15 protein-coding genes and 1 tRNA gene are annotated in these 16,310 nt (G+C 66.0%); 7 read left to right on the top strand and 9 right to left on the bottom strand.

All coding sequences use genetic code 11. From position 1 onward, the window contains the following. Positions 1-33: 33 nt before the first annotated feature. Positions 34-1,218 carry a 4-hydroxybenzoate 3-monooxygenase gene (gene pobA / locus ACOXXX_RS05480; RefSeq protein ID WP_422825548.1) on the bottom strand — a complete coding sequence of 395 codons (1,185 nt, stop codon included), beginning with the start codon at positions 1,216-1,218 and terminating at the stop codon, positions 34-36. A gap of 134 nt (positions 1,219-1,352) precedes the next feature. Between pobA and ACOXXX_RS05475 the strand changes: the two genes are divergently transcribed. Beyond that, positions 1,353-2,234: a helix-turn-helix domain-containing protein gene (locus ACOXXX_RS05475; protein ID WP_422825547.1), complete on the top strand. Its 882-nt coding sequence runs from the start codon at positions 1,353-1,355 to the stop codon at positions 2,232-2,234. A 290-nt stretch (positions 2,235-2,524) separates the two neighbouring features. Here ACOXXX_RS05475 and ACOXXX_RS05470 read toward each other — a convergent pair whose 3' ends face one another. From ACOXXX_RS05470 to chvE, 6 genes are all read right to left on the bottom strand, one after another. Further along, positions 2,525-3,442, bottom strand: a complete 918-nt coding sequence (locus ACOXXX_RS05470) for a dihydrodipicolinate synthase family protein (protein WP_422825546.1) — start codon at positions 3,440-3,442, stop codon at positions 2,525-2,527. Positions 3,443-3,472: 30 nt separating this feature from the next. Beyond that, positions 3,473-4,396, bottom strand: coding sequence for a Gfo/Idh/MocA family protein (locus ACOXXX_RS05465; RefSeq protein WP_422825545.1), 924 nt, complete (start codon positions 4,394-4,396; stop codon positions 3,473-3,475). Further along, complete coding sequence (araD, locus tag ACOXXX_RS05460) at positions 4,396-6,138, bottom strand: L-arabinonate dehydratase (RefSeq protein ID WP_422825544.1); 1,743 nt, start codon at positions 6,136-6,138, stop codon at positions 4,396-4,398. The genes ACOXXX_RS05465 and araD overlap by 1 nt, the downstream gene beginning before the upstream one ends. Before the next feature lie 5 nt (positions 6,139-6,143). Beyond that, positions 6,144-7,373 carry a multiple monosaccharide ABC transporter permease gene (gene mmsB, locus ACOXXX_RS05455; protein ID WP_422825543.1) on the bottom strand — a complete coding sequence of 410 codons (1,230 nt, stop codon included), beginning with the start codon at positions 7,371-7,373 and terminating at the stop codon, positions 6,144-6,146. A gap of 11 nt (positions 7,374-7,384) precedes the next feature. Further along, complete coding sequence (mmsA, locus tag ACOXXX_RS05450; protein WP_422825542.1) at positions 7,385-8,887, bottom strand: multiple monosaccharide ABC transporter ATP-binding protein; 1,503 nt, start codon at positions 8,885-8,887, stop codon at positions 7,385-7,387. A 117-nt stretch (positions 8,888-9,004) separates the two neighbouring features. Then, positions 9,005-10,060, bottom strand: coding sequence for a multiple monosaccharide ABC transporter substrate-binding protein (chvE, locus tag ACOXXX_RS05445; protein WP_422825541.1), 1,056 nt, complete (start codon positions 10,058-10,060; stop codon positions 9,005-9,007). A 128-nt stretch (positions 10,061-10,188) separates the two neighbouring features. Between chvE and ACOXXX_RS05440 the strand changes: the two genes are divergently transcribed. Beyond that, complete coding sequence (locus ACOXXX_RS05440; protein WP_422825540.1) at positions 10,189-11,103, top strand: LysR family transcriptional regulator; 915 nt, start codon at positions 10,189-10,191, stop codon at positions 11,101-11,103. Positions 11,104-11,145: 42 nt separating this feature from the next. Here ACOXXX_RS05440 and ACOXXX_RS05435 read toward each other — a convergent pair whose 3' ends face one another. Then, on the bottom strand, positions 11,146-12,675 hold the full coding sequence (locus ACOXXX_RS05435; RefSeq protein WP_422825539.1) for an aldehyde dehydrogenase (NADP(+)): 1,530 nt from the start codon (positions 12,673-12,675) through the stop codon (positions 11,146-11,148). A 210-nt stretch (positions 12,676-12,885) separates the two neighbouring features. Here ACOXXX_RS05435 and ACOXXX_RS05430 point away from each other — a divergent pair, with 210 nt between their 5' ends. The 3 genes from ACOXXX_RS05430 to ACOXXX_RS05420 all read left to right on the top strand — a co-directional run bounded on the left by ACOXXX_RS05430 (position 12,886) and on the right by ACOXXX_RS05420 (position 14,829). Further along, positions 12,886-13,569 carry a fumarylacetoacetate hydrolase family protein gene (locus ACOXXX_RS05430; RefSeq protein WP_422825538.1) on the top strand — a complete coding sequence of 228 codons (684 nt, stop codon included), beginning with the start codon at positions 12,886-12,888 and terminating at the stop codon, positions 13,567-13,569. A 167-nt stretch (positions 13,570-13,736) separates the two neighbouring features. After that, positions 13,737-14,225, top strand: coding sequence for a twin-arginine translocation pathway signal (locus ACOXXX_RS05425; protein ID WP_422825537.1), 489 nt, complete (start codon positions 13,737-13,739; stop codon positions 14,223-14,225). Positions 14,226-14,232: 7 nt separating this feature from the next. Further along, complete coding sequence (locus tag ACOXXX_RS05420; protein ID WP_422825536.1) at positions 14,233-14,829, top strand: ferric reductase-like transmembrane domain-containing protein; 597 nt, start codon at positions 14,233-14,235, stop codon at positions 14,827-14,829. A 21-nt stretch (positions 14,830-14,850) separates the two neighbouring features. Here the strand turns inward: ACOXXX_RS05420 and ACOXXX_RS05415 are convergent. Beyond that, a tRNA-Tyr gene (locus ACOXXX_RS05415) sits at positions 14,851-14,934 on the bottom strand. Between the two features lie 149 nt (positions 14,935-15,083). On the opposite strand from ACOXXX_RS05415, the gene rlmB reads away from it, so the two are divergent. Both rlmB and ACOXXX_RS05405 read left to right on the top strand, forming a co-directional pair. Then, a complete protein-coding gene (gene rlmB, locus ACOXXX_RS05410; RefSeq protein ID WP_422825535.1) occupies positions 15,084-15,875 on the top strand; it encodes a 23S rRNA (guanosine(2251)-2'-O)-methyltransferase RlmB in 792 nt (263 codons plus the stop codon). A gap of 54 nt (positions 15,876-15,929) precedes the next feature. Next, the gene (locus ACOXXX_RS05405; RefSeq protein WP_422825534.1) at positions 15,930-16,253 is read left to right on the top strand and encodes a hypothetical protein; all 324 of its coding nucleotides are present in this window, start codon (positions 15,930-15,932) and stop codon (positions 16,251-16,253) included. The last annotated feature ends 57 nt before the right edge of the window (positions 16,254-16,310 follow it).

The following is a 16,310-nucleotide window of genomic DNA, read 5'->3' as shown; positions in this document are numbered from 1 at the left end:
TGCCAGAGCGGGATGGGCTTGCCAAGCGCCGCCTCAGTCCAGCGGCAGGCCCACGTAATTCTCGGCAATGGCGCGGCTTGCCGCCTCGGACGACGACAGGTAATCGAATTCCGCCCGCTGCATCCGCGCCTCGAAGGGCGAATTCTCGGGGAAGTGGTGCATGAGCGTCGAGAGTTGCCAGGAAAACCGCTCGACCTTCCAGACGCGCCGCAAGGCCGTTTCGGAATAGTGTTCAAGGTGATGGTCGGTGCCGTCCCTGTAATGCTCGATCAGCGCGCGCGACAGCAGCCGGACATCGGCCACGGCAAGGTTCAATCCCTTGGCTCCGGTCGGCGGCACGATATGCGCCGCGTCGCCTGCAAGGAACAAATTGCCATAGCGCATCGGCTCGGCCACGAAGGACCGCAGCGGCGCGATGCTTTTCTCGAACGACGGGCCGGTCTGCAGATGGGCGGCGGTGTCGGGGCCGAGGCGCAGGCGCAGTTCGTCCCAGAACCGGTCGTCGGACCAGTCCGCAACGTCGTCATCCAGGCTGCACTGCAGGTAATATCGGCTGCGCGTCTTCGACCGCATGGAGGCCAGCGCAAAGCCGCGTGCGTGGTTGGCATAGATCAGCTCGTGACTGACGGGGGGACGTTCGACCATGATGCCCAGCCAGCCGAACGGATAGACCCGTTCGAAGGTGCGCAGCACGTCGCCGGGGATCGCCTGCCGCGACACGCCGTGAAACCCGTCGCAGCCCGCCACATAATCGCAGCGCACCGCGACGTCCTTGCCGTCCTGCCGGAACCGCACCACCGGGCGGTCCGAGGTCAGATCGGTGGGCCTCACATCCTCGACATTGAAGTAAAACGGCTGGGCTTCAGCGAACCGCCGGTCGAACAGGTCCTTTGTCACCTCGGTCTGGCCGTAGACCGTGACGGTCTTGCCGGTCAACGCAGCAAGGTCGATCCGGTGCCTGTCGCCGTCGAAGGCAAGGTCGAACCCGTCGTGCAGCAGACCCTCGCGGTGCAGCCGGTCGGCCACGCCCGCCTCTTCCAGCGCGGTGACGGTGCCGTGTTCCAGCACGCCCGCGCGGATGCGCCCTTCGATATAGGCACGGTCCTTGCGGTCGAGCACGACCGTGTCGATCCCGGCATTGGCCAGAAGCTGCGAAAGCAGCAGCCCCGCCGGGCCCGAGCCGATGATGCAAACCTGGGTGTCGATGTATTGGGTCATGGGCTCCGCCTGGTCGTGATGCACCATCGTCCCGATCCGGGGCTGCCCTCGCAATGGGCCAGAGATCGCGTTTCTTGCACTATCCGATCAAACCTCTAGGCTGGGTGCATGTTTTCCCGGTCCGCCCCCGCCGCATGACCCGCTCTGTTCCGACCTACGAACTTTATGGCGAACTGCTGTCTGGCACGCTTGCCGATCCGGTGCATCACGAAACGATCCACGAACGCAGCAGCCGTCACGGGTGGACAATCCGACTGCACCGCCACCGGCGGCTGGCGCAGGTTTTCCTGTTCCAGACGCCCGGTGTCAGGGTCGTGGCGGGGGATGCAGAATACCAAAGCTCCGGGCCGTTGCTGCTGTTGATGCCGCCCAGCGTGCCGCACGGGTTCCGGTTTCCGCCCGACGTGGTGGGCGATGTGCTGACCCTGCCGATGGACCTGATCGCGGTGGAAAGCGCCGAGATGATCGCCCAGGCGGGCGATGCCGCCGCGATCCTGACCGCGTCCGACGCCCCGCATTTCGCGGCGGTCGCGGCGCTGATGCAGCAGGCGGCGGCGACGTTTCGGCAGATCGGCCCCGACCGCAGCATGCTGTTACAGGCGCAGGTGCGGCTGATGCTGGGCTATATCCGCGCCGACATGCGCCGCCGCTTCGCCGTGGGCAGCGCGCTGGGCGACAGCGACCTCACCCGGCACGAACGGCAGGCGCAGGCGTTCTGCGACGCGGTCGAGGCGCATTTCGCCAGTGCCATGACGGTGGCGGACTATGCCGCCATGGTCGGCGTGTCCGCGCCGCACCTCACGCGGATCTGCCGCCGCATCCTGGGTGCCACGCCCAACGCGCTGGTCCGGCAGCGCCGCCTGGTCGAGGCCAAGCGGCTTCTGGCCTTTACCCGCCATTCCATCGCCGATGTGGGCTACCGCGCCGGATTTCGCGACACCGGGTTTTTCAGCCGGACATTCAAGGCTGCAGAAGGCCGCACGCCGCGTGCCTTCCGCGATGAGGGTGGCGTCTGAAAGCGTCCTGCGATTGTCTTGAACCGGCCTGAAGCGGACCTTGGGCAACCGGCTGACGAGCCTCGCCGTTGCATTCGCGCGCGGATGCGATCAGCTCCTTCCGCTCAGGCGCTTTATCCCAGCCAAGTCTGCACACCACCCCCGCTTTGCACCAAGCTCAACCAAATCGCAGCCGCGTGGGAGCGCGACTGCCATAGCGCGGCGGCCTTCGGCCTCGATTCCGCGCCGGGTGCCTGGCTCGTACGTCGGCTCAAGGCCGCGCGCGCGGTTCAATTTGTCTACACCTCGCTCTACCGCCCCCAGCGCAGCGCGATGAGGTCGCTGTTGGCGGCCAGTTGCAGCAGGCGGTTGCGGGTCCGGTCCGACATCGGTTTGAGCGGATGGCGCACATGGTCCGACCCGATCACGCCGCCGACCTTCATCACCACCTTGGTGGCGCGCAGGCCGCACTGGCGGTTTTCGTGGTTGATCAGCGGCAGGCAGTCGCGCCAGCCCGCCAGCGCGGCGTCGGTGTCACCGGCAAGGTAGTTGCTCACGATGGGCCCGATCCGCTCCGGCTGCAGCGCCGAGGTCATGGTGCCGGTGCAGCCCGCGTCGAGATCGGCCAGAAGGGTGGCGGCCTCTTCACCGTCGAAGGGGCCCAGGATGTGCTCTCCGCCCGCCTCGATCAGCGCGGCGAGCTTGTCGGCGGCAAAGGGCATTTCCATCTTGAAATAGCTCACATTCTCGATCTCTCGGGCCATGCGCACCAGCAGCGGTACGGGCAGCGACACGCCCGACAGCGGCGCGTCCTGCACCATGATCGGGATCGAGATCGCATCGGACACGGCGGCGAAATGTTCAAAGATGCCCGCCTCCGCCGGGGCGAGCCCGACGCCATGATAGGGCGGCATCATCATCAGCATCGACGCGCCCAGGCTTTCCGCCTCGCGCGCGCGGTCGATCACGACCTGTGTGCTGAAATGGCTGACCGTGACGATGATCGGCACACGCCCCGCTGCGTGTTCCAGCGACACGCGGGTCAGTGTGGCACGTTCGGCATCGGACAGGACGAACTGTTCGGAATAGTTGGCCAGAATGCAGATCGCATCGACCCCCTGGTCGATCATGCAGTCGATCACCCGGGTCATGCCTTCGGTGTCGATGCTGCCATCGTCGTGGAACGGGGTCGGGGCGACCGGCAAAATGCCGCGAAGCGGTCGGGTCATGAACTGTCCTTTCTTGGGCGCGGTCGCGCGTCAGTCGTGAAACGGGTCGGTGGCGATGCGCCGACCCAGGGCCAGCGCGTCGGTCGCCAGCACCATCGGGCGCAGGTCCATGTCGCGACGACCCTTGGTGACGAGCGCGGCCATTTCGGCGTAAAGCCGCGGATATTCGCCCGACAGGGGGGCCGCCGTACCCGTCGGTGTGCCGTCGACGGCCATGACCGCGCCGCCATCGGCCAGGGTCAGCGTGCCATCGTCGGTTTCGGCCTCGATCCGCCAGATCTGGTCGCCATCCTGGCGCCAGTCGAAGGTCGCGGTGACTTCCGCGCCCTTTGGGTGATGAAAGGCGATCCGCGCCCCGATGGGGGTCTGGCAGTTCGACGGCACGTCCAGTTCGGCGCTGGCCACATGAATGTCGTCGGGCAGAATTTCCGTCACGATGGACAGGGCGTTGATGCCGGGGTCAAAGACCCCAAGCCCGCCGGGTTCCCAGATCCAGGCCTGCCCGGGGTGCCAGCGGCGCACGTCTTCCTTCCAGGTGACGGTCATCCTGCGCAGTCTTCGCTTGGCCAGCCAGTCCTTGGCTGCCGCCACCATGTCGGCGTGGCGCGAATGCCACGTGGCATAGATCGTCAGCCCGGCCTCGCGCGCGGCCGCGTCCAGCGCGTGGCATTCTGCGATGGTGGCCCCGGGCGGCTTTTCCAGCATCACGTGCCGACCGGCGCGCAGCGCCTGCATGGCGCTGTCGAACCGTGGCACCGGCGGCAGGCACAGCGATACGACCCGGACCTCGGGATGCGCGCTCAGCATCTCACCCAAGTCGGTGAAGGCGGGCACGCCCTCGACGCTGCCGTTGCGGCTGACCGTGGCCGAAAGCTCCCAATCATCGCTGTTCGCGATGGCGGGCACGTGCTGGTCCACGGCGATCTTTCCGATCCCGACAAGAGCGACTTTCATCAGTGACTGTCCTTTCCTACCCGCGCGCCCCGGCATCCTTTCAGGAAATCCAGATCCGCTCCCGTGTCGGCGCCTTCGACATGGGTCTGGTGCAACCATTCGTACCCGCTTTGCGCGCGGTCATGCGTCGGTTGCCATGCCTCGAGCCGCTCTTGCAACTCTGCCTCCGGGATATCGAGGTGCAGGCGACGCGCGTCGACATCGACCTCGATCATGTCGCCTGTGCGCACCACCGCCAGCGGCCCGCCCGCCGCCGCTTCGGGGGCGGCATGCAGGATCACGGTGCCATAGGCAGTACCTGACATGCGGGCGTCGGAAATGCGGATCATGTCCTTGATGCCCTTTTTCAGCACCTTGGGCGGCAGGCCCATGTTGCCGACCTCGGCCATGCCGGGATAGCCCTTGGGGCCGCAGTTCTTGAGAACCATGATGCAGGTCTCGTCGATCTCAAGCGCGTCGTCGTTGATCCGGGCCTTGTAGTCGTCGATATCCTCGAACACCACGGCGCGGCCCCGGTGCTGCATCAGATGCTTTGACGCGGCAGAGGGTTTCAGGATCGCGCCCCTGGGGGCGAGGTTGCCCTTGAGCACCGCAATTCCACCCTTGTCGGTCAGCGGTTTGTCGACGGGGCGGATCACATCCTCGTTCCAGTTCTGCGCATCCTTGACCTCGTCCCAGATGGTCTGGCCCGACACGGTCAGCGCATCCTTGTGCAGCTTGCCGCCCTCGGCCAGCCGTTTGAGCACGACCGGCAGACCGCCGGCATAGAAAAACTCCTCCATCAGGTATTTGCCCGAGGGTTGCAGGTTCAGGATCGTGGCGATGTCGCGCCCGCAGCGGTCCCAGTCATCCAGCGTGATGTCCACGCCGACGCGGCCCGCGATGGCGAGCATGTGGACGACGGTGTTGGTCGACCCGCCGACGGCGCCGTTGCAGCGGATGGCGTTTTCAAAGGCCGCTCGGGTCAGGATGTCGGACGGTTTCAGATCGTCCTTGACCATCTGCACGATCCGGCGGCCCGACAGCTGCGCCATGACGCGGCGGCGCGCATCCACCGCCGGAATCGCGGCGTTGCCCGACAACGCCATGCCAAGCGCTTCGGACATCGAGGCCATCGACGACGCCGTGCCCATGGTGTTGCAACTGCCCGAGGACCGCGTCACGGCGGATTCCGCGTCAAGGAATTCGTCCTGCGTCATCTCTCCGGCCTTCACGGCTTCGGAAAAGCGCCACAGGTGCGTGCCCGCGCCCACCCGTTCGCCCTGGAACCAGCCGTTCAGCATCGGGCCGCCGGTCACGACGATGGACGGCAGATCGCAGGAGGCCGCGGCCATCAGCAGCGACGGCGTGGTCTTGTCGCAGCCCACCATCAGCACGCAGCCATCCATCGGCTGGCCTCTGATCTGTTCCTCGATCGACAGGGCGGCGAGGTTGCGGAACATCATCGCCGTCGGCCGGAAGGTGTTTTCCGAGGCCGAGAAGACCGGCACCTCCATCGGAAAGCCGCCAGCCTCCCAGATGCCCGCCTTCACCTTTTCGGCCAGTTCGCGCAGATGCCCGTTGCAGGGCGTCATGTCGGACCAGGTGTTCAGGATGCCGATGATCGGGCGCCCGTCGAACAGATCGTCCGGGTAGCCCTGGTTCTTCATCCAGCCGCGATGATAGATCACGTCCTTTGTGCTGCCGGTGTACCATTCGGCAGAGCGCAGCTTGCGCGGCCAGGGGGCGGGTTTGAATGTCATGCCCCTCAGCCCTTTTTCTTGTTGTAGACGTCAAAGATCACGGCGGCGAGCAGCACAAGCCCCTTGATCATCTGCTGATAGTCGATGCCGATGCCCATGATCGACATGCCGTTGTTGAGCACGCCCATCAGGAAGGCGCCCACGACCGCACCGACGATCTTGCCCACGCCGCCCGACATTGACGCGCCGCCGATAAAGACCGCCGCGATCACATCCAGTTCCAGCGCAAACCCGGCCTTGGGCGTCGCGGTGTTCAGCCGCGCGGCAAAGACCAGCCCCGCCACCGCCGCCAGCATCCCCATGTTGACGAAGGCGAGGAAGGTCAGCCGCTCGGTCTTGATGCCAGAGAGTTTGGCGGCCTTTTCGTTGCCGCCCAGGGCATAGACCCGGCGGCCCAGCACCGTGCGTTCGGTGATGAAGGCATAGACGATGGTCAGCACACCCATGGTCAACAGCACGTTGGGCAGGCCGCGGAAGGTCGCGAGCTTGTAAAGGATGAACACCAGCGCAAAGGCGACGATGGCGGTGCGCACGACGAAAAAGGCGCGCGGTTCATCCTCGATCCCGTAGGCCTTGTTGCGCGCGCGCTGGCGCAGGCCCGACCAGACGACCCAGCCCGCCGCGACGATCCCGGTGGCAAAGGCCAGCACGTTGAAATTGCGCACGCCCACAAGGCCCTTTAGCGTGTCGCCGCCGGGCAGGATATCGGGCACGAAACCGGTGGCGATGACCTGGAATTCGCGCGGGAAGGGGCCGACCGACTGCCCTTCGAGCAGCCAGAGCGACAGGCCGCGAAAGACCAGCATGCCCGCGAGCGTCACGATGAAGGACGGGATTTTCCAGTAGGCGATCCAGTAGCCCTGCGCCCCGCCAATAAGGGCGCCGACGGCGATGCAAGTCAGCATCGTGACCGCGATCGACATGTCCCAGTTGACCACCATCACCGCCGCCAGCGCGCCGATGAAGCCCATGACCGACCCCACCGACAGGTCGATATGGCCCGCCACGATCACCACCAGCATCCCCAGCGCCATGATCACGATATAGCTGTTCTGCAGCAGCAGGTTGGTCAGGTTGATCGGCCTGAGCAGTGTACCGCCGGTGACGATCTGAAAGAACGCCATGATCGCGATCAGCGCGAACAGCAGCCCGTATTCGCGCAGGTGCGCCTTGAGGTAACTGCTGATGCCCCCGGAGGTGCCCGCGTTGCGCGATGTGTCTTCTGCGACTGACATGCCCTCTTCCCCTATTCGTTCACGATGAGCGACATGATCCGCTCCTGACTGGCCTCACTGCTGGGCATTTCGCCCACAAAGGCCCCTTCGTTCATGACGTATATCCGGTCGCACATGCCCAGAAGCTCGGGCATCTCGGACGAGATCATGACCACGCCCTTGCCGGCGGCGGCCAGATCGTTGATCAGGCCGTAGATTTCGTATTTCGCGCCGACGTCGATGCCGCGCGTCGGTTCGTCCAGGATCAGCACCTCGGGCCCGGCGAAAAGCCATTTCGACAGCACGACCTTCTGCTGGTTGCCGCCCGACAGGTTCACCACCTTCTGGAACACGCCCGGCGTGCGGATGCCCAGATCGGTGCGGTACTTTTCGGCCACCTGCGCTTCGCGACGTTCGTTGAGTACAGCACCGTTGGCCACCTGCGGCAGGTTCGCCAGGGTGATGTTACGGGTGATCGTATCGTCCAGGATCAGGCCAAGGCTCTTGCGGTCCTCGGTCACGTAGGCGAGCCCCGCCTTGATCGCACGGCTGACGTCCGACACGTCCACGGGCGTGCCGTGCATTTCGACGGTACCGCTGATGTTCTGGCCCCAGCTTTGGCCAAAGATCGACATGGCGAGTTCCGTGCGGCCCGCGCCCATCAGGCCGGCAATCCCCACAACCTCGCCCGCGCGGACGTCGAAGCCGACGTTGCGGATCACCTGCCGGTCGTCATGTTCGGGGTGGTAGACCGACCAGTCGGCGACGCGCAGGATGGTCTTGCCGATGTCGGGCGTGCGGCTGGGATAGCGGTTTTCCATCGACCGGCCGACCATGTCGCGCACGATGCGGTCCTCGGTGATGCCCTGGCCCGCGGCGTCGAAACTGCTGACCGCGTGGCCGTCGCGGATCACCGTGACGGTATCGGCCACGCGCCGCACCTCGTTCAGCTTGTGGCTGATGATGATCTGCGTCATGCCCTGCGCCTTGAGTTCCAGCATCAGGTCCAGCAGGGCCTGGCTGTCCGACTCTGACAGCGCGGCGGTGGGTTCGTCCAGGATCAGCAGGCGCACATCCTTGGCCAGCGCCTTGGCGATCTCGACCAGTTGCTGCTTGCCGACGCCCAGCTTTTCGACCAGCACCGTCGGCGCGTCGCGCAGGCCGACCTTGCGCAGCAGGGTTTCGGTGCGCCGGTTGGTTTCGCGCCAGTCAATGACGCCGCCGGTGGCGTTCTCGTTGCCCAGGAACAGGTTCTCGGCGATCGACAGCAGCGGCACGAGCGCCAGCTCCTGATGGATGATGATGATGCCGCGCGCCTCGGAATCCGAGATGTCGCGGAACTGCGCCAGCGCGCCGTCGTACTGGATTTCGCCCTCGTAGCTGCCTGCCGGATAGACCCCCGACAGGACCTTCATCAGCGTCGACTTGCCTGCGCCGTTTTCGCCGCAGATGGCGTGAATCTCTCCGGTTTTCACCTTGAGCGAAACATCGTCCAGCGCCCGGACGCCGGGGAACGTCTTGGTTAGGGAGCGCATCTCAAGCAGAATGTCCTGCTGGGCGCGGGCCTCGCGTGATGGAAAATGGGTCAGGGGGCGGCGGACCGGATGCACCGGTCCGCCGGGTGGTGATCAAAAGCAAAGCGACACAGGCGCTTACTTGATCTGGTCCATGGTGTAGTAGCCGCTGTCGATCAGGCGCTCTTCCCAGTTCTCCTCGGTCACCTTCAGCGGTTCGAGCAGGTAGGACGGCACGACCTTGACGCCGTTGTCGTAGGTTTCGGTGTCGTTGATCTCGGGCTCGCCGCCTTCGAGGATCGCATCCACCATGCCGACGGTCACGCGCGCCAGTTCGCGGGTGTCCTTAAAGATGGTCGAGTATTGCTCGCCCGCGAGGATCGACTTGACCGACGGCACCTCGGCGTCCTGGCCGGTCACGATCGGCATCGCCGTGTCGCCCGAGCCATAGCCGACACCCTTGAGCGATGACAGGATCCCGATGGACAGGCCGTCATAGGGCGACAGAACGCCGTGCACGGTCTTGTCGGTGTAATGCGCCGACAAAAGGTTATCCATGCGCGCCTGCGCCACCGCGCCGTCCCAGCGCAGGGTGCCCACGGTGTCCATGCCCATCTGGCCCGACACGATGGTGATCTTGCCGTCGTCGATCATCGGCTGCAGCACCGACATTGCGCCATCGTAGAAGAAATAGGCGTTGTTGTCGTCCGGCGATCCGCCGAACAGCTCGACATTCCAGGTTTCCGCATCCGGGAACCGCTCTTCCAGACCGGCGACCAGGGTTTCGGCCTGCTGCACACCGACCTTGAAGTTGTCGAAGGTGGCGTAATAGCTCACGTGTTCGCTGTCGCGGATCAGGCGGTCATAGGCGATGACGTCGATGCCCGCGAAATGCGCGTTCTCCAGCGCGTTCGACAGGGTCGTGCCGTCGATGGCGGCGATGACCAGCACGTTCACGCCGTTGGTGATCATGTTCTCGATTTGCGCCAGCTGGTTCGGGATGTCATCCTCGGCATATTGCAGGATCGTGTCGTATCCCGCCTCTTCGAACTGCGACACCATGGATTCGCCGTCCGAGATCCAGCGCGCGGATGACTTGGTCGGCATCGCGATGCCGACAAGGCCCTCGGCGATGGCGCCGGTGGCAAAGGTGGCGACCAGCGCGGTGCTCACCAGAATGGACTTCAGGGTCATGTCTTCCTCCTCCTGCGGCTGTCGCTCTTTGGCGGCGCAGCCCGTGAGTGACAGGGCTAGAGGAGTGCGTCATAACAATCTAATGCAAAAATGATAGAACGTCATTCCAAAATTGATATGCTTTAATCATGAACCCTTCGCTCACACAAAGGCTCAAGCCGTCGCACCTTCGGCTCATCCGCGCCATTCGCGATACCGGAAAGCTGCAAACCGCGGCCGAGGCGGTCGGCATGTCGCAACCCGCCGCGTCGCGCCTGCTGTCCGAGATCGAGGCCGATGTCGGCGGGCCGCTTTTTGACCGGCTGCCGCGCGGCATGGCGCCCACCCCGATCGGAGAGGCGTTCGTGCGCCACGCACGGGTCATCCTGTCCGAGGTCGACACCCTGACCAAGGAGGTGTCGAACCTGCGCGGCGGGCGCGCAGGGGCGGTGCGCGTCGGCGCGGTGACCGGCCCGGCGGTGGCGGCGCTGGTTCCCGCGCTCACCCAGGTGCGGAAGGTTGCCCCCGACATTCAGCCCACGATCGAGGTCGCGCCCTCGGTCACTCTGATCCGGGGGCTGGAGGAGGGGCGGTTCGACTTCGTGCTGGCGCGAATCGGGTCGAGCCACGAAACCCGCGCCTTTCACGCCTATCCGGGCCGCACCGAAGAGGTCTGCCTGATGGCGCGGGGCGATCACCCGCTGCTCGGCCGGGCCGTGACGCTCGCCGATACGCTGCCGTTTGAATTCGTGATTCAGGAGCCCGGATCGCCGATCCGCACGGCGCTGGAGCAGGCGTTTCTGGAAAACGGCCTGGCCACGCCCGGCAAGGTGACGAACAGTTCGTCCCTGCTTGTGGCGCTGAGCGTCGTGACCGGATCGGATGCCATCGCCCCGCAAACCCGCGAGGTGGCGCGGATGCTGACCCGGACAGATCCGGGGCTGGGGATCATCGATATCGAGGAAAGCATCGTCGTGTCGTCCTACCTGGTGCTGCATCATCGTCAGCACCACCTGTCGCCGATTGCCAAGACCCTGCTGGACGAGGTGCTGCGCCAGTTGTGACGGCGGGTGGCCGGGCCTGACGCCGTGCCACCCGCCAGGGCATCAGGGCTGCAGGTCGCCCGGCAGGATCGCGTCGGGCATGTTCTGATAACAGACCGGCCGCAGGAAACGGCGGATCGAGAGCGTCCCGACCGAGGTCGCGCCGAAGTTGGTCGACGCCGGGTAGGGCCCGCCGTGCACCATCGCGTCGGCCACTTCGACCCCGGTGGGGAAGCCGTTGGCCAGCACCCGGCCCGCCTTGCGCTCCAGCACCGGCAGCAGCTGTTGCGCTTGTGCGGTATCGCCTTCATCCATGTGCAGCGTGCAGGTCAGCTGCCCTTCCAGCCCGCGGGCAAGCGTCACCATCTCATCCGGGCCGCTCACGCGCACCACCAGCCCCAGCGGGCCAAAGACCTCTTCGCCCAGGGTGTGGTCCTGAAGATAGGTCTTGGCGTCGGTCTCATAAAGGTTGGGCGTGGCGTTGCGGCCATCACTGTCGGTGACCAGCACCGGCGTGACACCTTCGCGCCCGTCAAAGCGCGACTTGCCCGATTGGTAGGCCTTGGCGATGCCGTCCGTCAGCATGCACTGCGCCTGAACGTCCTTGAGCGCCTCGGCGGCGGCCTTGACGAAAGCATCGCCATCCGAACCCGATTCCACCACGGCGATGCCGGGGTTGGTGCAGAACTGCCCCGCGCCCATGGTCAGCGACCCGGCCCAGCCGGTGCCGACCTCCGCGCCGCGCGCCTTGGCCGCCTGCGCCAGCAGGAACATCGGGTTGACCGAGCCGAGTTCGCCGAAAAACGGGATCGGTTCGGGCCGCTGTGCGCATAGGTCATACAGCGCGCGCCCGCCGCCCAGGCTGCCGGTAAAGCCCACCGCGCGGATCAGCGGATGCTGGACCAGCGCCTGGCCGACCTCGCGAGTGCCGTCCTGCACCAGGCTGAAGACACCCGGCGCGATGCCGCGGCTCTGGATCGCGGCATGGATCGCCTCGGCCACGATTTCGCCGGTGCCGGGGTGGGCGGGATGGCCCTTGACCACCACGGGGCACCCGGCGGCGAGTGCCGCGGCGGTGTCGCCCCCGGCGGTGGAGAAGGCCAGCGGAAAGTTCGATGCGCCGAAGACCGCCACCGGGCCGATGGGGCGCTGCACCATCTTGAGGTCGGGCCGTGGCAGCGGCGCGCGGTCGGGCAGGGCGGTATCGTGGCGGCGGTCAAGGTAATCGCCCTTGAGGATATGATCCGCGAACATCCGCAGCTGCCCGGTCGTGCGCCCGCGTTCGCCCTGCAGGCGCGCCTCGGGCAGGCCGGTTTCGCGGGTGCCGATGTCGGTGATCTGCTCGGCCCGGGCCTCGATCTCGTCGGCGATGGCGTTCAGAAAGGCGGCGCGATCTGCGCGGCTGGTGTAGCCATAGGACCAGAACGCCTCTTCCGCGGCCTCGCAGGCGCGGTTGACCAGATCGGGCGTGCCCGCGCTGAATGTGGCGGATTCGCCGCTGGCGGGGTCGTTCGTAAAGGTGGTGTCGCTTGCCACCCAGTCGCCTGCGATCAGATGTTTGCCATGTGGGGAAAAGAGGGTGTCGTCGCGCATGCGGATCTCCTGATGTTCGGCGGATGCTTTGCTGCAATCGGCCGGGTCGATGGTATACCAAGTTTGGTGTCGCCTAGCATGTTGTCGGCGCGAAAAACAGGGGGGTCGCCGCGCGGCCGGCGCTTCAGGCGGCCTGCGGGGTCGTGCGGATTGCGGACCGGCGCGGTTCCGCATAGACCTTTTTCACAAAGGATTTCAGGGAGAAAAGCCATGTCCAACCATGTCGTTCCGGCACCCGATGTCACCGCCCTGCCGACCGAAAAAGGCGGCACCTTTCCGGTCCGGCGGGTCTATTGCATCGGCCGCAACTTCGCCGCCCACGCGGTCGAGATGGGGCATGACCCCGACCGCGATCCGCCCTTCTTTTTCCAGAAGAATCCCGACAACCTCGACCCGTCGGGCACGTTTCCCTACCCGCCGAAATCCCAGGACGTGCATCACGAGGTCGAACTGCTGGTGGCGCTGAAATCCGGCGGCACGGGCATCACGGTCGAGGACGCGCTGAAGCATGTCTGGGGCTATGGCGTGGCGCTCGACATGACGCGCCGGGATCTGCAGGGCGAGGCCAAGAAACTCGGCCGCCCGTGGGAGATCGGCAAGGCGTTCGAACGCTCCGCCCCGGTGGGGCCGCTCCGCCCGGTGTCCGAGGTCGGGCACCCCGGCGAGGGGCGCATCGCGCTCAGCGTCAATGGCACGCTGCGGCAAGAGGGCGACCTGAACCAGATGATCTGGAAGGTGCCCGAGATGATCTCGTACCTGTCGGACTATTTCGAGCTGCGGACCGGTGACGTGATCCTGGCCGGAACGCCCGCGGGCGTGGGGGCCGTGACCCGCGGCGACACGCTCGAGGCGGTCATCGACGGGGTGGGCACGCTGACCGTCAACGTGGTCTGAGCGCGCCGGCGTACCTGCCGCTTTCGGGGGCGGGACAGGTGCGTCCTCACGCATATGTTAGCGCAAAGCGGCGCGTCCGGGAGGCACCCGGCTGGTTTCCGGCGGGCAAATGACTAGGTTTTACCCTAGCAGAAAACACCATCCAGACCCTGGAAGGAGTCCTGACCATGCCGACCGTTCCGATTCATCGCCGCATCGTTCTGGCTGCAGGGGCCGCATCCCTGATCACCGCCGGGGCTGGGCTTTTGATGCCCGCGCGGGCGCAGGGTGTGGCACCCACCCCGTCGATGCGGGGCGGATCGAACAACTACCGCCCCGGCGCTCCCGTCGTCGACCGGATCGGCGGTGGCGGCTTCTGGATGACCGGCACCGTGCGCCGCGCGGGTGACGGCGCGCCACTGCCCGGTCAGCGCATCCAGATCTGGGCGCATACCACCGAAGGCCATGAACGCGACGCCCGCAGCCACGGCGCGACGCTGACCGATGCCAATGGCGTCTTTCGTCTTGAGATGCCGCAGATCGTCCCGGCCTTCGGACAGGCGCACGGGCACCTCGCCTATGACAGCGAAGACTTCGAAACCGTGTTCCTGCGCCCGCTGATGAACAGCCCCCGCGACACCAGCCTCGAGGCGCATTTCGTCCTGCAACCGGCCTGATCCGCGCGTGCTGCGCACGGTCGGCCTCTGGGCGGCGCTGCTGGCCCTGCTGGCGGTGCCCGTAGTCGCGGCGGCGTTCAGCCCGTATCTCGAGTATCGCCGTCCAATCTACATCCTGGCGGGCTTCGCAGGCATCCTGGGCCTTGCGCTGATGCCGTTGCAGCCCTTGGCTGTGGCCGGGTATCTGCCGGGCTTGTCGCCCATGGCCACGCGCCGTCTGCACCGCTGGGTCGGGATCAGCCTTCTGGGGGCGGTGGCGCTGCACGTACTGGGCCTCTGGATCACCAGCCCGCCCGACGTGGTGGATGCACTGCTCTTCCGCTCTCCCACACCTTTTTCACCATGGGGTGTGGCGGCGATGTGGACGATTTTCGCCGCCGGGCTCTTGGCGCTGCTGCGGGGGCGGCTGCGGCTGCGATGGCGCACCTGGCGGCGCTGGCATGCGGCGCTGACGTGCGTGGCCGTGGTCTGCACCGTCCTGCACGCGCTGCTGATCGAAGGCACGATGGAGTTCTACACGAAGATCGCACTTGGCGCGCTTGCCATCGGCGTGACCGCCAGGGCGATGATTGACCTGCGCATCTGGTCGCGCAAGGCCCGCTGAAAAGTCAGATTGGCGGTAAGATGGTGGGCGACCTAGGAATCGAACCTAGCGTGCGTCTCCGCGAGGGAGTTACAGTCCCCTGCCACACCTTGCGGCCTGTCGCCCACTGTCGTGCAAAGCCAAGGCTCCGTTCGACGTGAAGGCGTGATTACTAGCGGCCATTTGCGTCGTCAACCGGAAAATCGCGCCGGAAAACCCTTGCGGGCAGGGCGCGCGACGCGCATGGATGGCGGCATCGCGAAAGGGGCCGGGGCATGGCGAAGAAACCGAAATGGGTGGTCGAGAAAGAGCAGTCGCGCAAGGCCGCTGCGGCAGAGACCCTGTGGCTTTTCGGGTTGCACGCCGTGCGCGACGCGCTGGTCAATCCCCGGCGCGAAAAGCTGCGGCTGGTGGTCACGCTCAACGCCGCCGACCGGCTGGCCGATGCCATTGCCGAGGCGGGGATCGAGCCCGAGATCAGTGACCCGCGCAAGTTTGCAGCCCCACTTGATCCGCAGTCGGTGCACCAGGGGGCGGCGCTCGAGGTCAAGCCGCTGAACTGGGGGCGGCTGGAGGATGTGGCGCTGGGCGACGGCGACGGCCCGCCACGCGTCGTGCTGCTGGACCGGGTCACCGATCCGCACAACGTCGGCGCCATCCTGCGCTCGGCCGAGGTTTTCGGGGCGGCGGCTGTCGTCGGCACGCTGCACCATTCCGCGCCCGAAACCGGCGCGCTGGCCAAGACCGCGAGCGGCGCGCTGGAACGCCAGCCCTATCTGCGCGAACGCAACCTGGCCGACGCGATGGAGCGGTTGCGCGGCATGGGCTATTTGCTGCTTGGTCTCGACGGAGAGGCCGATCAGACCATCGAGGCCGCATTGGACGGCCGCCGCGACCGCGCCGTGGCGCTGGTGCTGGGCGCCGAAGGGCCGGGCCTGCGGCAAAAGACCAAGGAAACCTGCGACACGCTGGTGCGCATCGACTTTGCCCGCGACTTCGGGTCGCTCAACGTGTCGAACGCGGCTGCCGTGTCGCTTTATGCCGCAGGACTGCGCGGGGGGGCTTGAAGGGCCGGGGAGGGCTGCCGATATCGGTGCCAAAGACCGGAAAGGACAGTCGCATTGCCCCCAGGTTCCAAGATTGCCACCTGCTGTTACTGCGGTACCCGCGCCGCGCTGGTTTTGCAGGGCGACACGCGGCACGAACTGGCCTGTGCGTCCTGCGGCGCACCTCTGCATGACATGAAGATGTTCCCGGGTGCCGAGGCCTCGCACGGGCCCGCGAGCGCCAAGCCGCGCAAGAAAAAGCGGCCCAAGGTCCACGCCACGCCGTTGCAGCTGTGGGAACGCGAGATGCCGAAGTCCAGAAAGAAGAAAAAGCGCAAGACGCTGGGGAAGCGGTTCCTTTCCGAGGCGTTCGACGTGCTCGAGGATATCTTCGACTGACACACGCGTGACGTCGCTCTGGTCAATCGCGGCGCGGTGATTTATCTGGCCCAAGAC

The sequence above is a fragment of the Thalassococcus sp. BH17M4-6 genome (assembly GCF_049323015.1).
In the GTDB taxonomy this organism is placed as follows: Bacteria; Pseudomonadota; Alphaproteobacteria; order Rhodobacterales; family Rhodobacteraceae; genus Puniceibacterium.
Note: the sequence above shows the minus strand (reverse complement) of the source record. Positions and strands in the feature narration are given on the sequence as shown.

Coding starts and splice junctions, on each gene's coding strand:
- pobA (WP_422825548.1), bottom strand. CDS start 1,218: ATGACCCAATACATCGACACCCAGGTTTGCATCATCGGCTCGGGCCCG.
- ACOXXX_RS05475 (WP_422825547.1), top strand. CDS start 1,353: ATGACCCGCTCTGTTCCGACCTACGAACTTTATGGCGAACTGCTGTCT.
- ACOXXX_RS05470 (WP_422825546.1), bottom strand. CDS start 3,442: ATGACCCGACCGCTTCGCGGCATTTTGCCGGTCGCCCCGACCCCGTTC.
- ACOXXX_RS05465 (WP_422825545.1), bottom strand. CDS start 4,396: ATGAAAGTCGCTCTTGTCGGGATCGGAAAGATCGCCGTGGACCAGCAC.
- araD (WP_422825544.1), bottom strand. CDS start 6,138: ATGACATTCAAACCCGCCCCCTGGCCGCGCAAGCTGCGCTCTGCCGAA.
- mmsB (WP_422825543.1), bottom strand. CDS start 7,373: ATGTCAGTCGCAGAAGACACATCGCGCAACGCGGGCACCTCCGGGGGC.
- mmsA (WP_422825542.1), bottom strand. CDS start 8,887: ATGCGCTCCCTAACCAAGACGTTCCCCGGCGTCCGGGCGCTGGACGAT.
- chvE (WP_422825541.1), bottom strand. CDS start 10,060: ATGACCCTGAAGTCCATTCTGGTGAGCACCGCGCTGGTCGCCACCTTT.
- ACOXXX_RS05440 (WP_422825540.1), top strand. CDS start 10,189: ATGAACCCTTCGCTCACACAAAGGCTCAAGCCGTCGCACCTTCGGCTC.
- ACOXXX_RS05435 (WP_422825539.1), bottom strand. CDS start 12,675: ATGCGCGACGACACCCTCTTTTCCCCACATGGCAAACATCTGATCGCA.
- ACOXXX_RS05430 (WP_422825538.1), top strand. CDS start 12,886: ATGTCCAACCATGTCGTTCCGGCACCCGATGTCACCGCCCTGCCGACC.
- ACOXXX_RS05425 (WP_422825537.1), top strand. CDS start 13,737: ATGCCGACCGTTCCGATTCATCGCCGCATCGTTCTGGCTGCAGGGGCC.
- rlmB (WP_422825535.1), top strand. CDS start 15,084: ATGGCGAAGAAACCGAAATGGGTGGTCGAGAAAGAGCAGTCGCGCAAG.